We start from the raw sequence: 14213 nt of genomic DNA, 5'->3' as shown, positions 1-14213 counted from the left end.
GGGGGGCCGCTCACCCGCTCACCACCTGTACCAGCGGCCCCTGCCGCCGCCCGCCGTCGTACCGCGGACGAGGAAACCCAGCAGCCACAGGACGAGCACCGCCAGGGCGATCCACCACAGGATCTTCAACGCGAAGCCGGCGCCGAAGAGAATCAGCACCAGAAGCAGTACCAGCAGGATGGGAACCATAGTCTGAACCTCCTGCGGCCCGAGTTTCCCGAAATGCGTGGATCAGGCCTCTTTCCGGCACAGGATCTCTCCGTGCAGGACCGCGAACCAGCCGTCCTCCCGCCGGCCCCAGTCCCGCCAGGCCTCCGCCACGGCCCGCAGCTGCTCCGGCGTCGCGTGACCCCCCTGCGTGGCCCGCTCGGCGTACGCGGAGGCGACCGTGCGGTCCGCCCACAGGCCGCTCCACCAAGCCCGCTCCTCGGGAGTGGCGAACGTCCACGTGCCGGAGGTCGAGGTGATCTCCCTCAGTCCGGCCGCCCGCGCCCACGCCGTCAGCCGGCGCCCGGCGTCGGGTTCGCCGCCGCCCGCCCGGGCCACCCGCTCGTACAGGTCCAGCCAGTCGTCCAGGCCGGGCACCGCCGGATACCAGGTCATCGCCGCGTAGTCCGCGTCCCGGACGGCGATGAACCCGCCGGGCCGCGTCACCCGGTGCATCTCCCGCAGGGCCCGCACGGGGTCGCCCACGTGCTGGAGCACCTGGTGGGCGTGGACCACGCAGAAGCTGTCGTCCGGGTAGTCCAGGCCGTTGACGTCGGCCACCGCGAAATCCACGTTCGTCACGCCGCGGGCGGCGGCGGTGGCCCGGGCCTGTTCCAGGACGCCGGGCGCCCGGTCGACGCCGGTGACATGGCCGTCGGGAACCAGGGCCGCCAGGTCGGCGGTGATCGTGCCGGGCCCGCAGCCGATGTCCAGGACGCGCATGTGGGGCTTCAGCACGCCGAGCAGATAGGCCGCGGAGTTGGCGGCGGTCCGCCAGGTGTGCGAACGCAGCACCGACTCGTGGTGCCCGTGCGTGTAGACGGCGGTCTCCCGCGCTTTCGGCATGGCTGTACCCCTTCACCCTCGGAGGCGGACCGGACGGACCCGTCCGCCGGTGCGAGGACAACGGTACGCGCGCATGCCGAATGATGAGATAGCCGTATTGGAATGTGGACTGACGCGTCGTCAGGCGTGCTTGCGGGCAGCGGTCGCCGACCGGGTGTCAGAACGTCAGCGGACGGTAGACCGTCAACGCCTCCGGCAGCTTCTCCAGCAGCATCTCGCCCGAGACGTCGGTGACCTCGCCGTCGTAGGCCAACGGGGTGCCCGGGGTGATGCCGGTCAGCCGCAGCCGCCTCACCTGCACCGCCGCGTGCCCGGGGGAGCGGGTCAGCGGGCCGGCCAGGGCCGCGGCGAGCAGCCGCAGCGCGGGCCGGCGGCTGCTGTGCACCACCCGCACGTCCAGCAGACCGTCCGCCAGATCGGTACGCCGGCCCGGCGCGAGACCCATGCGGTGGTAGACGCCGTTGCCGACGAACAGCAGCCACAGGGGCCGCCGCCTCCCGCCCGCCTCCACCTCCAGCGGATGCCGGTCGGCGCGCAGCACGCGCAGCGCGCCGAGCACCCCGGCCGGCCAGCCGCCGATCCGGGAGGACCAGCGCTCGCGCGCCCGCACCAGCTCCGGGTACACGCCCAGGCTCAGCGTGTTGAGGAACAGGCCGCTGGTGCCGCGGGTGGTGAACCGGCCGGCGTCCACCCGGACCGCCTCGCCGTGCCGGATCGCATGGGCCAGCCGGCGTTCGTCCTCCACACCGAGGTCGTAGGCGAAGTGGTTGAGGGTGCCGCCCGGCAGCACAGCGAGCGGCAGACCGTGCCGCAGGGCGACCTCGGCCGCCGCGTTCACCGTGCCGTCGCCGCCGCACACCCCGAGCACCCGTGCCCGGGCCGCCGCCTTCTCCAGCTCGTCCCCGACCTCCTCCGGCGCGCACTCGACGATCTCCGCCCGCGGCAGCGCGTCGTGCAGCGCCCGCACCCGCTCCGCGGTCCCCGACGCCTGGTTCGCGACCATCACCAGGCCCTCGCCCTCCGGCAGCGCCGGGGCCTCGGTCCGCGGCCGGGCGGGCCGCCGGACCTGGGTGCGGGCCGGCACCAGGCGCCGTACCAGGAACGCGGCGCCCGCGCCGAGAGCCGCCCCGGCCAGCACGTCGCTCGGGAAGTGCACGCCCGTGTACACGCGGGACGCCGCCACCGAGAACGCGGCCGGCGCCACCGCCGCGCCCCAGGCCGGGGACTCCAGGGCCACACCGGTCGCGAAGGCCGCCGCGGACGCCGCGTGCCCGGACGGGAAGGACGTGGTGATCGGCTGCCGCTTCAGCTGTCGCACCAGCGGCACCGGGTCCAGCACGGGCCGGGCACGGCGCACCGAGCGCTTGCCCAGCGTGTTGACGGTCAGCGAGGCCACGGCGAGCGAGGCCACCCCCCGCACCGCCGCCCGGCGGGCCCTGGGCGTACGGCTCGCGGCCATCGCGGCGGCCGTCGCGAACCACAGCACGCCGTGGTTCGCGCCGCGGCTCAGACGCGGCAGGACGTGCTCGGCGCCGGGCCAGCGCCAGGACGCGGCGGCCTCGAACAGCCGGCCGTCGAGATCGAGAAGCGTACGCAGCGGGGTGCGGGCGGCGGTCGCGGCCGACGTCAGGTCCAGGTCTGGGCTCATGGGGTGCGGTTACCCTGAAGTGCCCGTTTCTTGTGTCCCGGCGCGCCGGCCGCCGGCGCGGGAGGAGAACCCGGATGCGCCTGCTGCTCGTCCGCCACGGCCAGACCCCGTCCAACGTGGAGCACCTGCTGGACACCGCCGTGCCCGGCCCCGGGCTGACCCCGCTCGGCGAGGCGCAGGCCGCCGCGCTGCCCCAGGCGCTCGCCGGTGAGGACGTCGAGGCGCTCTACGCCTCCACGCTGGTCCGCACCCAGCTGACCGCCGCGCCGCTGGCCGCCGCCCGCGGCCTGGACGTGACCGTGCGCGCCGGTATCCGCGAGCTGTCCGCCGGCGACCTGGAGATGCTGCCCGGGGACAGCCCGGAGGGCCGGCGGTACCTGCGGACGGTGTTCGCGTGGGCGGCCGGCGACACCGCGCTGCGCATGCCCGGCGGGGAGAGCGGCGAGGAGGCCCTCGCCCGGTTCGACACCGTGGTCGCCGAGGCCGCCGCGAGCGGGGCCCGGGCCGTCGCCATGGTCAGCCACGGTGCCGCGATCCGCGTGTGGACCGCGGCCCGCGCCGGCAACGTCGACGTCGCCTTCGCCGCCGCCCGCCCCCTGGAGAACACCGGCGTGGTCGTCCTCGAAGGCTCTCCCTCCGACGGCTGGAAGGCCGTGTCCTGGGAGGGTGCCACCGTGGAACCGGCGGGCGGGAGCGGCCCGGCGGGCGAGGCGCTGGGCGCGGCCGGCCGGCCGGGAGCGGGCGGCGGCGTCGCATAACGGTTTGCCCGGGGCACGGGTCGGCCCGGAGAATGCCTGCTCATGGGACACCTGGAAGCCGCGCACCTGGAGTATTTCCTCCCCGACGGGAGGGCGCTGCTCGGCGACGTGTCCTTCCGGGTCGGTGAAGGCGCCGCCGTCGCGCTGGTCGGCCCGAACGGCGCCGGCAAGACGACGCTGCTGCGCCTGGTCTCCGGCGAGCTGAAACCGCACGGCGGCACCGTCACCGTCAGCGGCGGACTCGGCGTGATGCGCCAGTTCGTCGGCTCCGTGCGGGACGAGACGACCGTCCGGGACCTGCTCGTCTCCGTCGCCCCGCCCCGCATCCGCGAGGCGGCGCGGGCGGTCGACGAGGCCGAGCACCTCATCATGACCGTCGACGACGAGGCCGCCCAGCTGCGGTACGCGCAGGCCCTCGCCGACTGGGCCGAGGCCCGCGGCTACGAGGCCGAGACGCTGTGGGACATGTGCACCACCGCCGCGCTCGGCGTGCCCTACGAGCGCGCCCAGTGGCGCCAGGTCCGCACCCTCTCCGGCGGCGAGCAGAAGCGGCTCGTGCTGGAGGCGCTGCTGCGCGGCACCGACGAGGTGCTGCTGCTGGACGAGCCGGACAACTACCTCGACGTGCCCGGCAAGCGGTGGCTGGAGGAGCAGCTCCGGCAGACCCGGAAGACGGTCCTGTTCGTCTCCCACGACCGGGAACTCCTCTCCCGCGCCGCGCAGAAGATCATCTCCGTGGAGCCCGGCCCGGCCGGCGCCGACGCCTGGGTGCACGGCGGCGGCTTCGCCACCTACCACGAGGCCCGCCGCGAACGCTTCGCCCGCTTCGAGGAGCTGCGCCGGCGCTGGGACGAGAAGCACGCCCAGCTGAAGAAGCTCGTCCTGTCGCTCCGCCAGGCCGCCACCGTCAGCCACGAGCTGGCCTCCCGCTACCAGGCCGCCCAGACCCGCCTGCGCAGGTTCGAGGAGGCCGGCCCGCCGCCGGAGCCGCCCCGGGAGCAGGACATCACCATGCGCCTGAAGGGCGGACGTACCGGCGTGCGGGCCGTCACCTGCGAGGCGCTGGAGCTGACCGGCCTGATGCAGCCGTTCGACCTGGAGGTCTTCTACGGCGAACGGGTCGCGGTCCTCGGTTCCAACGGCTCCGGCAAGTCCCACTTCCTGCGCCTGCTCGCCGGCGAGGACGTCGCGCACACCGGCGGGTGGAAGCTGGGCGCCCGGGTCGTACCCGGCCACTTCGCGCAGACCCATGCCCACCCCGAGCTCCAGGGCCGCACCCTCCTCGACATCCTCTGGAAGGAACACGCCCAGGACCGGGGCGCCGCCATGTCCCGGCTGCGCCGCTACGAGCTCACCCAGCAGGCCGAGCAGAGCTTCGACCGGCTCTCCGGCGGCCAGCAGGCCCGCTTCCAGATCCTGCTGCTGGAGCTGCGCGGCGCCACCGCCCTGCTCCTGGACGAGCCCACCGACAACCTCGACCTGGAGTCCGCCGAGGCGCTCCAGGAGGGGCTGGAGGCCTTCGAGGGCACCGTCCTCGCCGTCACCCACGACCGCTGGTTCGCCCGCTCCTTCGACCGCTTCCTGGTCTTCGGCAGCGACGGCCGGGTCCGCGAGACCCCGGAGCCGGTCTGGGACGAGCGGCGGGTGCAGCGGGCCCGGTAGCCCGCCCGCGCGCAGGCCCGGAGCCCGGGATGTTCGTACAGTGGGTCCAGGAAGGCGAGCTCCACGGATTCCTCCCGGAAATCGCCCGGGGGCAGTGCGCGCCGGGCGGGTACCCGAAGCCCATGAACGAACACGACGAGCGGGGCACCACGATGACCGGAGTCGACCCCAGCCGGCTGGACGACCAGCAGCTCATGAAGGAGCTGGAGACGATCCACCGCACGCGCCACGACACGCTCCTGTACGGCTCGAACGACGCGCTGCGGGCCCACAACGAGCGCATGGCCCAGCTGGAGGGCGAGTACCTGCGCCGCAACCCCCGCCGCCTGGTGAGCGCGGCCCGCACGCGCGAGGGCGCCCGCGAACGCGGCTGCGGCGAGGCGGCCGCTCCGGGAACCCCCGCGACCTGACCCCGGCCCCGCCACCCGCCCCGGCCCCACGGCACACCGAAAGGGCCGGCCCTTCGCGGGCCGGCCCTCGACACTCTCCCGGTGCGGCCGGCTCCGCGTGCGGCCGGCCCTTCCCGTACGGTCAGCCGGGCTCGCCGGCGAACACGTGCAGGAACGCGTCGCAGAACGCCTTCAGATCGTCCGGCTTGCGGCTGGTCACCAGCTGGTTGGGGCCGTGGTCGCAGATCTTCACCTGCTCGTCCACCCAGGTGCCGCCGGCGTTGCGGATGTCGGTTCGAAGGCTCGGCCAGGACGTCAGCACCCGGCCGCGTACGACGTCCGCCTCCACCAGCGTCCACGGCGCGTGACAGATCGCGGCCACCGGGCGGCCCTGCTCGAAGAAGTCCTTCACGAACGCGACGGCCTTCTCGTCCATCCGCAGGAAGTCCGGGTTCGCGACCCCGCCCGGCAGCACGAGCCCGCCGAAGGAGCCGGCCGAGGTCTCGGCCACGACCTCGTCCACGGGGAACGTGTCCGCCTTGTCCAGATGGTTGAAGGCCTGGATCTTCCCGGACTCGGTCGACACCAGCACCGGCTCGTGCCCGGCGTCCGAGGCTGCCTTCCACGGCTCGGTCAGCTCGACCTGCTCGACACCCTCCGGTGCCACCAGAAACGCGATACGCATGATTGTCAGTTCCCTTTCACTTTCCTCAGCACCGCCCGGTGGACCCGGGCGCGGCGCTTGCGCGCCCGGGCCGCCCGCCGGCAGCGCAGCAGCTCCTCGCCGTAGGGCAGCAGCACGCACGCACCGATCGCGAGCCCGATGCCGGCCAGATAGCCCGGCGACAGCCCGGGGCGGCGCGGCACCAGACGCCAGGCGTCCGGGTCCCCGCGCCCGCCGGCGAGCAGCGACCGCACCTGGTCGGCGTGCAGGCACATCAGCGCGGCCAGCCCGCCGAACGGCAGCGACTCCAGGAAACTGTGGATGTGCTGCTCGACCGGCTTGACCTCACGGTCGCTGTCGACGGCCGTCCGCACGTCCCACAGCGCCGTCGCCTCGTGCACCGCCGCCGCGCCCAGCTGTACCGACAGCAGCAGCGGGTTGACCTCGTAGCGCAGGGTGAGCGCGATGGGCAGGCCCACCTCGGCCATCATCAGGGAGTGGATCAGGGACTCCTTGGTCCCCGCCGTGTCCTCGATCCGGGTGCGCCGGTGCATCGCCCAGTCCGCGAGCCCCGGCAGGAACCATCCGGGCAGCAGCCCGTAGAGCAGAAACCGCGTGGTGACGTCCCCCACGTCGACCGTGGCGCCCCGCGCGATCTCCGCCGCCTGGTCCCGGCTCATGCGCCGCCCGCCAGCGCCTCGGCCAGCTGCTCCAGGTTCTCGTACCGGTGCCCGTGCCCCAGCCCGGCCACCGCGTCGACCAGCCCGCCCGGCGCGTTGCCGCGGCGCAGCACCCGGGCCAGCTCTCCCGGCTTCGCGGGGAAGGAGTGCCGGCTCAGGTGCCGGGCCAGCTCCAACCGGGTCCGCTCCAGCGACGCCGGAGAACCCAGGCCGCCCACCGGGCCGCCCCAGACCTCCGGGTCGTCGTCCGCGGCCGGCTCCGGGTCGTGCCACTCCTCGGCGCGTGTGGGATGGCCGGACCGGAGCAGACCCTTCAGTTCGTGCTTCATCTCGTCGTCCCGGTGGACGCTCAGCCGGTCACTGCCTCGCTGCATGTCTCCCTCCAGAGGGTCGAAGGTCCGGACCGCGTACCCGGTGCCGCGTATCCGACACGGGGTTCGTGCCGCACGGCTACCGCTTCTCCCGGCCGGGCAGGAACTCCTGCACCTTCGCCTTCAGCCCCTGCTTGATCATCGAACCCCGGTCGGCGTCCCCCTTCAGGATCGACGCGGCCGTCGCCTCCATCTGCTCCCAGGTGGCGTGCGGCGGGATCGGCGGCACGGCGGGGTCGGTGAGGAACTCGATCACCACGGGGCCGTCCGCCGCCAGCGCGGCCCGCCAGCCCGACTCCACGTCCTCCGGCTTCTCCACCCGGATGCCGGTCAGCCCGAGCGAACGGGCGAACTCCGCGTACCGCACGTCCGGGATCGACTGCGACGGCAGGAAGGAGGGGGCTCCCTCCATCGCCCGCATCTCCCACGTCACCTGGTTCAGGTCCTGGTTGTTCCACACGGCCACCACGAGCCGCGGATCCGACCAGCGGTCCTTGTACTTCGCGGCCGTGATCATCTCCGCCAGGCCGTTCATCTGCATCGCCCCGTCCCCGACCAGCGCGATCACCGGCCGGTCCGGGTGGGCGAACTTCGCGCCGATCGCGTACGGCACGCCCGGGCCCATCGTCGCCAGCGTCCCGGACAGCGAGCCGCGCATGCCCGGCCGCATCGTGATGTGCCGCGCGTACCAGTTGGCGACCGAACCGGAGTCCGAGGTGAGGATCGCGTCGTCCGGCAGCAGCGGGTCCAGCGCCCGGGCCACGTACTCCGGGTTGATCGGATCGGCCGCCAGCGCGGCCCGCCGCTCCATCGTCTCGTGCCAGCGCTTCACGTTCGCGCACACCGTGTCGTACCACTCGCGTCCGCCGCGGTCCGTCTTCAGCAGCGGGATCAGCCGGCGCAGCGTCGACCGGGCGTCACCGACCAGGTTCACCTCGTACGGGTAGCGCATGCCGATCATGTGCGGGTCGATGTCGATCTGCACGCCGCGCGCCTTGCCGAAGTCCGGCATGAACTGGGTGTACGGGAACGACGAGCCGATCGTCAGCAGCGTGTCGCAGTCCCGCATCATCTCGTACGACGGCCGGCTGCCCAGCAGTCCGATCGGCCCCGTCACGTACGGCAGCTCGTCGCTCAGCACGTCCTTGCCGAGCAGCGCCTTCGCCACGCCCGCGCCGAGCAGCTCGGCGACCTCCCGCACCTCCGCGACCGCACCCGCGGCACCCTGTCCGATCAGGACGGCCACCTTGTCGCCCGCGTTCAGCACGTCCGCGGCCCGCTGCAGCGCCTCGTCCGTCGGGGTCATGGAGTACTCGCTCATGCCCAGGCTGGAAGGCACCATCTTGAACTCGTGCGTCGGCGGGGAGTAGTCCAGCTCCTGCACGTCGCCCGGGATGATCAGGGCGGTGGGGCAGCGCCGGGCGTACGCCGTGCGGATCGCCCGGTCCAGCACGTTCGGCAGCTGCTCGGGAACCGTCACCGTCTCCACGAACTCCGAGGCGACGTCCTTGTACAGCGTGTGGAGGTCGACCTCCTGCTGGTAGGAGCCGCCCATCGCGGTCCGGTTGGTCTGGCCGACGATCGCCAGCACCGGCACATGGTCCAGCTTCGCGTCGTACAGACCGTTGAGGAGGTGGATCGCGCCGGGTCCCGACGTCGCCGCGCACACTCCGATGCGGCCGCTGAACTTCGCGTACCCGACGGCCTCGAAGGCGGACATCTCCTCGTGCCGGGACTGGATGAACCGTGGCTGGTCCTCGGCGCGGCCCCAGGCGGCGAGCAGCCCGTTGATGCCGTCGCCCGGATAGCCGAAGACCTGTTCCACGCCCCAGGCGCGCAAGCGCTCCAGAATGTGGTCGGCGACCTTGGTGCTCATGTAGAGACCTCCCCGGTGCAGTACGAAGCGGACGATGCGGTCAGCGGATACCGAGTGACCTGCGAGGGGGACGGAAAACCTCCGGGCACCGCCGCGTGCCGGTGCCGCGGGGGCGCGCCGGGAGCGCCGTCACCCGCCTGGCCCCGCGTGTCGCGCGAATGGGCTCCGGCCGCGCGCGGTACGGCCGCGCGCGGGCTGTCATGGCAGCGGGGGCACGCCCCGTGCCCCGTACCCGGGCACCTGGCGGCGCCGCCGCCGTACCGGTGTGCCGGCGTCCGCCGTACCGCAGCAGTGCGCCCCAGCCCGCCGTCATTTCCCCGTAGTCCGCCGAGGAGCACCTCCCATGCGCCGCACCGCCCGCGCCCTGTCCGTCGCCCTCGCCGCCGGTGCCGTGCTCGCCCTCACCGGCCCGGCCGCGTCCGCCGTCCCCGCCGGCCCCGCGTCCTGCGATCCCGTCACCGCACTGGTGCCGGACATCCCCGACGGCACGTCACCGGCCGGTGCGCCGTGTTCCGGGGGAGGACCGGAGGGTGCCGTGCCCGACGGGGGCGGGCAGGCCGGCGCGGTGCCGGACGGCGCGGTGGCCGGCGTGTCGGAGGCTGACGGTGCCGGGGCGGCCGTCGGGGGGCCGGACGGCGCCGGGTCCGCTCTCGTGGGCCCGGACGGTGCCGACCGGCTCGGGGCCGTGCGCGACGGTACGGGTGAGGTCGGCGCCGGCCGGGAGAGTGCCGGCCCCGATGGCGCGGGGAGACAGAGCGCCGGGCCGGACGGTGCGGGCAGGCAGAGTGCCGGGCCGGACGGTGCGGGCAGGCAGAGTGCCGGGCCGGACGGTGCGGGCCGGGAGAGCACCGGACGCGATGGCTCCGGGCGGGACGGCGCCGGACACCAGGAGGGTGTGCAGGATGGTTCCGGATGGGGGAACACCGGGCACGACGAGGGGGTGCGCGGCGACCACGCGTGCCCGGACTCCCACGGCGCCGACTGTCCGGACGGGCAGGGCTCGGCAGCCGTCCAGCGAGGCGTGGACGCGGGAGCGGGCGGCACCTTCAACGACTCGGTGCCGGCGCTCGCGGCCGGCGCCGCCTGCCTGGCCGCCGCCTGCGCGGGCGCCGCCTACCGGCTGCACGGCCGCCGGCGCCTCCTGGGCGGCGAACCCCCCAGCATGTGACCTGGGCGACTCCGGCCCCGCCCATGGAGAGCCGCCCGGGGGGTAGACAGGTTCCCGAGAGCACCGCCCGGAGACCACGGGAAGACACGGACTGCGCGGAGGCGGACATGCGGCGGACGGACCCCGGTGAGGGCCACGGCCCCGTCCGCTACGGCCCGCCCCTCCCCGCCGACGGCCTGCCCGTGCTCCCGGAACTCTCGGCCGTGCTCGCCGCCGCCGCGAGCCGCGCCGACGTCCAGCCCGTCGGCGGTGCCCCCGCCCTGCTGGAGGCCGCCTGCGGCTACTGGACCCGGCGCGGACTGCCCACCGTCCCCGACCAGGTGGCCGCCGGACCCGGCGCCCCCGCCCTGCTGCTGGCGCTGACCGCCGCGCTCGCCGGCGACGGCGCGGACATCCTCGTACCCCGGCCCTGCGCCGCCTGGTGGGCGCCGTACGCCCGGGTGCTCGGCCGGCCCGCCTACCACGTGCCGACCCCGGCCGAGAGCGGCGGCGTCCCCGACCCCTACGCGTTGCTGGAGACGGTGCGCCGGGTCCGCGCCGAGGGCGGCGACCCCCGGCTGCTGGTGCTGTCCGTCGCCGACGACCCCACCGCCACCGTCGCCCCGCCCGAACTGCTGCACGAGACCGTGGAGGCCGCCACCGCCGAGGGCCTGCACCTGGTCAGCGACGAGACCTGGCGCGACACCGTGCACGCCCCGCGCGAGACCGTGCTGCTCAGCCCCGCGGAGATGTGGCCCGAGCAGGTCACCGTCGTCACCGACCTGGCCGGCGCCCTGCTGCCGCCCGGCTGGCCCGCCGCCGTCGCCCGCTTCCCGCTCACCGGCGTCGGACGGCACCTGCACGCGCGCGTGCTCGACATCCTCACCGCCCTCGGCGCCCGCATCGCCGGCCCCGTCGCCGCGGCCGCCGGCTACGCCCTCGACGAACCGCCGCCCGTCAGCGAACGCCGCGAGGCCACCGTACGGCTGCACGCGCGCGTGGCCGCCGCCGCCCACACCGCGGTCGTCGCCGCCGGTGCGCTCGCCCGGCCCCCGCAGGCCGGCCGCCATCTGTACGCCGACCTCGCCCCGCTGCGCGAACCGCTCGCCGCCCAAGGGGTCGGCGACGCACAGGAACTGGAGGACCTGCTCACCGCACGGCTCGGCATGCCCGCGCCCGGCGGCCACCGCTTCGGCGACGACCTCGGGGCGCTGCGCGTACGGCTCGCCACCGGGCCGCTGCTGGGCGGCACGGACGAGGATCGCACGGAATGCCTCACGTCACCCGACCCGTTGGACCTTCCCCACCTCCACCGCGCGTTGACCTCCTTGAGGTCGGCCTTCGACGATCTCCGCGACGCTCAGCGATGGGAGTCCCCTCGATGACGCAGCAGACGCATGAGCCCGGCCCGGCCCCGACGACCACGACGGCTGCGACAACCACGACGGCTACGGCGGCCACGACGGCTACGGCGGCCACGACGGCTACGACGGCCACGGCAGCCGCGACGACCACGGCGGCCACGGCAGCCGCCGGACCCGGCGCGCCGGCCTTCGCGCCCCCCGTCCCGCCCCTGGCCGAGCCCCGCCCGCTGGGCGAACGCCGGGTCTGGCCCCGGACGTTCCACGACCGGCTCACCGCCCCGCTGCCCGGCCTGAAGGCCCTCGCCCGCTTCGCCCGCGAAGGCGCCGTGCGCCCCGGCGCCGAAGGCCTCGCCGACATCCCCCGCCTGCCGTACGCGCCGGCCCCGCCGCCCCGCGTCGACACCCGCGCCCTCGCCGTCACCTGGGCCGGACACGCCAGCTGGATCGTCCAGGCCGGCGGGCTCACCGTGCTCACCGACCCCGTGTGGTCCCGCCGCATCCTCGGCACTCCGGCCCGCGTCACCCCGGTGGGCGTGCCCTGGGAGACCCTGCCCCGCGTCGACGCCGTCGTCATCAGCCACAACCACTACGACCACCTGGACGCCCCCACCCTGCGCCGGCTCCCGCGTGACACCCCGGTGTTCGTCCCCGCCGGGCTCGGCCGCTGGTTCCGCCGCCGCCGGTTCACCGTCGTCACCGAGCTGGACTGGTGGGAGGGCGCGGAACTCTCCGGGGTCCGCTTCGACTTCGTGCCCGCCCACCACTGGTCCAAGCGCACCCTCACCGACACCTGCCACAGCCTCTGGGGCGGCTGGGTCCTCACCGCGCCCGAGGGGCAGCGCGTCTACTTCGCCGGCGACACCGGTTACGGCCACTGGTTCACCCGCATCGGCCACCGCTACCCCGGCATCGACCTCGCCCTCATGCCCATCGGCGCCTACGACCCCCGCTGGTGGCTCAGCGACGTCCACTGCGACCCGGAGGAAGCGGTCCAGGCCACCCTGGACCTCGGCGCCCGCCGCATGGCCCCCATGCACTGGGGCACGTTCGTGCTCTCGGCGGAGCCCGTGCTGGAACCGCTCACGCGGGTGCGGACGGCCTGGGAGAAGGCGGGGCTGGCACGAGAGGACCTGTGGGACCTGCCGGTCGGCGGTTCAGGAATCCTGGACTGAGGCGCGCCCCGAGCGAAGGCGCCGCCACACACCGGGCGCCACGCTGAACAGCACGGTCAGCGCCACCGCCACCACGACCCCCTCCCAGGGCTCCCGGAACAACGAGCCCCCCAGGATGCCGATCACCTGGTAGGTGGCCGCCCAGGCCAGACACGCGGGCAGGTTGCCCCGCGAGAACCGCCGGAGCGGCCACTCCGCCATCAGGCAGGCCAGCATCACCGGTATCCGCCCCGCGGGGACGAGCCGGGACAGCACCAGCACGGCGACCCCGTGCTCCGCCAGCTTCTCCCGCGCCTGCGCGAGACGTTCCTCCGGCGCCCGGGACCGTATCGCCTCCAGCCACCGCGACCCGTTCTTCGACCGCATCCCGCGCCGCCCCAGCCAGTAGAGCGACGCGTCCCCCAGGAACGCGGCCAGCGAGGCCGCCGCGAACACCAGCGCCAGGGAGAACGGCTCCGTCCGGTGGAACGCCACCACCGCCGCCGAACTCACCAGCGCGCCCGTCGGCACGACCGGTACCAGCGCCCCGATCAGCACCAGGAGGAACAGCGACGGGTAACCCGCCGCCGCTTGCGTGTACTCGGGCGTCACGGCTCTCGACGCGTCGGTGAACCACGTCACCGGGCGACCTCCAGCCGCACGCTCTCCCCGTGCCCCAGCCTGTGCACCGCCACCCCGGGCGCGGCGGCCGCCGCCAGCCGCACGAACTCGTCACCCGGCGCGTGGAACTCGTGCGGGCGCACCGCGTCCATGCCGATCGGCCAGTACGTCCCGTAGTGCACCGGCACCGCCACCCGCGGCGCCAGCCCGGCCAGCGCCCGCGCCGCCCGCCCCGCGTCCAGGTGCCCCTCCCCGAGATACGGCCCCCAGCCGCCCACCGGCAGCAGCGCCGCGTCCACCGGCCCGACCCGCTCGGCCATCGCGTCGAACAGCCCGGTGTCCCCGGCGAAGTACGTGCGCGCCTCGCCCTGGACGACGTAGCCCAGCGCGGGCGAGCGCCTCGGGCCCACCGGCAGCCGCCGCCCGTCGTGCAGCGCCGGCACCACCCGGACCAGCAGCCCGCCCGTCCGCACCTCGTCACCGGGCACCACCTCGGTGATCCGCAGGTGCCGCAGCCGGCGCAGACCGGGTACCGCCCGTGGTGCGCCCCGGGGCACGAGCAGGCGCGTGCCCGGGGCGAAGCACGCCAGCGACGGCACGTGCAGGTGGTCGGCGTGGAGGTGCGACACGAGCACCACGTCGGCGCGGCGGGCCTCGGCGGGCGGTACGGCACCCCGGCGCCGGCGGAGATGGGCCAGCCGTCGGGCGAACAAGGGGTCGGTCACCACCCGTGTGTTCGCATCCTCCAGCGCACAGGTGGCGTGACCCCACCAGGTGATCTCCACCGGCACCCTCTTCGCCTCCTTCACGCGACTCCCCGAAGCCTACG

Annotated in this window: 15 protein-coding genes; 6 read left to right on the top strand and 9 right to left on the bottom strand. The window is 74.8% G+C overall.

The window, feature by feature from the left end:
• Positions 1–18 precede the first annotated feature (18 nt).
• The 3 genes from ACZ4VF_RS04025 to ACZ4VF_RS04015 all read right to left on the bottom strand — a co-directional run bounded on the left by ACZ4VF_RS04025 (position 19) and on the right by ACZ4VF_RS04015 (position 2701).
• Positions 19–189, bottom strand: coding sequence for a hydrophobic protein (locus ACZ4VF_RS04025; protein WP_467923028.1), 171 nt, complete (start codon positions 187–189; stop codon positions 19–21).
• 42 nt (positions 190–231) lie between these two features.
• The gene (locus ACZ4VF_RS04020) at positions 232–1053 is read right to left on the bottom strand and encodes a class I SAM-dependent methyltransferase (RefSeq protein ID WP_467923026.1); all 822 of its coding nucleotides are present in this window, start codon (positions 1051–1053) and stop codon (positions 232–234) included.
• Between the two features lie 157 nt (positions 1054–1210).
• Positions 1211–2701 (bottom strand): phosphatase PAP2 family protein, encoded by a 1491-nt coding sequence (locus tag ACZ4VF_RS04015; protein WP_467923025.1) that lies wholly within the window; start codon positions 2699–2701, stop codon positions 1211–1213.
• Positions 2702–2775: 74 nt separating this feature from the next.
• Here ACZ4VF_RS04015 and ACZ4VF_RS04010 point away from each other — a divergent pair, with 74 nt between their 5' ends.
• The 3 genes from ACZ4VF_RS04010 to ACZ4VF_RS04000 all read left to right on the top strand — a co-directional run bounded on the left by ACZ4VF_RS04010 (position 2776) and on the right by ACZ4VF_RS04000 (position 5531).
• A complete protein-coding gene (locus tag ACZ4VF_RS04010) occupies positions 2776–3459 on the top strand; it encodes a histidine phosphatase family protein (protein WP_467923023.1) in 684 nt (227 codons plus the stop codon).
• A gap of 42 nt (positions 3460–3501) precedes the next feature.
• A complete protein-coding gene (locus ACZ4VF_RS04005; RefSeq protein ID WP_467923021.1) occupies positions 3502–5121 on the top strand; it encodes an ABC-F family ATP-binding cassette domain-containing protein in 1620 nt (539 codons plus the stop codon).
• 122 nt (positions 5122–5243) lie between these two features.
• Complete coding sequence (locus ACZ4VF_RS04000; protein WP_467923020.1) at positions 5244–5531, top strand: DUF6158 family protein; 288 nt, start codon at positions 5244–5246, stop codon at positions 5529–5531.
• A 121-nt stretch (positions 5532–5652) separates the two neighbouring features.
• Here the strand turns inward: ACZ4VF_RS04000 and ACZ4VF_RS03995 are convergent, their stop codons facing one another.
• The 4 genes from ACZ4VF_RS03995 to ACZ4VF_RS03980 form a co-directional block, all read right to left on the bottom strand.
• Positions 5653–6195, bottom strand: a complete 543-nt coding sequence (locus ACZ4VF_RS03995; protein WP_467923019.1) for a type 1 glutamine amidotransferase domain-containing protein — start codon at positions 6193–6195, stop codon at positions 5653–5655.
• Positions 6196–6200: 5 nt separating this feature from the next.
• A complete protein-coding gene (locus ACZ4VF_RS03990) occupies positions 6201–6854 on the bottom strand; it encodes a diguanylate cyclase (protein ID WP_467923018.1) in 654 nt (217 codons plus the stop codon).
• Positions 6851–7228, bottom strand: coding sequence for a DUF2795 domain-containing protein (locus tag ACZ4VF_RS03985; RefSeq protein WP_467923017.1), 378 nt, complete (start codon positions 7226–7228; stop codon positions 6851–6853). Before ACZ4VF_RS03985 ends, ACZ4VF_RS03990 begins: the two co-directional genes overlap by 4 nt.
• 76 nt (positions 7229–7304) lie before the next feature.
• The gene (locus ACZ4VF_RS03980) at positions 7305–9101 is read right to left on the bottom strand and encodes a thiamine pyrophosphate-requiring protein (protein WP_467923015.1); all 1797 of its coding nucleotides are present in this window, start codon (positions 9099–9101) and stop codon (positions 7305–7307) included.
• A 343-nt stretch (positions 9102–9444) separates the two neighbouring features.
• On the opposite strand from ACZ4VF_RS03980, the gene ACZ4VF_RS03975 reads away from it, so the two are divergent.
• The 3 genes from ACZ4VF_RS03975 to ACZ4VF_RS03965 all read left to right on the top strand — a co-directional run bounded on the left by ACZ4VF_RS03975 (position 9445) and on the right by ACZ4VF_RS03965 (position 12784).
• Positions 9445–10269, top strand: coding sequence for a hypothetical protein (locus tag ACZ4VF_RS03975; protein WP_467923013.1), 825 nt, complete (start codon positions 9445–9447; stop codon positions 10267–10269).
• 107 nt (positions 10270–10376) lie between these two features.
• On the top strand, positions 10377–11633 hold the full coding sequence (locus tag ACZ4VF_RS03970) for an aminotransferase class I/II-fold pyridoxal phosphate-dependent enzyme (protein WP_467923011.1): 1257 nt from the start codon (positions 10377–10379) through the stop codon (positions 11631–11633).
• Positions 11630–12784 carry an MBL fold metallo-hydrolase gene (locus ACZ4VF_RS03965; protein WP_467923009.1) on the top strand — a complete coding sequence of 385 codons (1155 nt, stop codon included), beginning with the start codon at positions 11630–11632 and terminating at the stop codon, positions 12782–12784. The genes ACZ4VF_RS03970 and ACZ4VF_RS03965 overlap by 4 nt, the downstream gene beginning before the upstream one ends.
• Here ACZ4VF_RS03965 and ACZ4VF_RS03960 read toward each other — a convergent pair.
• Positions 12767–13405 (bottom strand): DedA family protein, encoded by a 639-nt coding sequence (locus ACZ4VF_RS03960; RefSeq protein WP_467923007.1) that lies wholly within the window; start codon positions 13403–13405, stop codon positions 12767–12769. The genes ACZ4VF_RS03965 and ACZ4VF_RS03960 overlap by 18 nt on opposite strands.
• Complete coding sequence (locus tag ACZ4VF_RS03955; RefSeq protein WP_467923767.1) at positions 13402–14175, bottom strand: MBL fold metallo-hydrolase; 774 nt, start codon at positions 14173–14175, stop codon at positions 13402–13404. Before ACZ4VF_RS03955 ends, ACZ4VF_RS03960 begins: the two co-directional genes overlap by 4 nt.
• Positions 14176–14213: the final 38 nt, after the last annotated feature.

It is taken from the genome of Streptomyces sp. NPDC029151, from assembly GCF_055564315.1.
The sequence above is the reverse complement of the archived record's forward strand: the minus strand, read 5'-3'. Positions and strand labels throughout refer to the sequence as shown.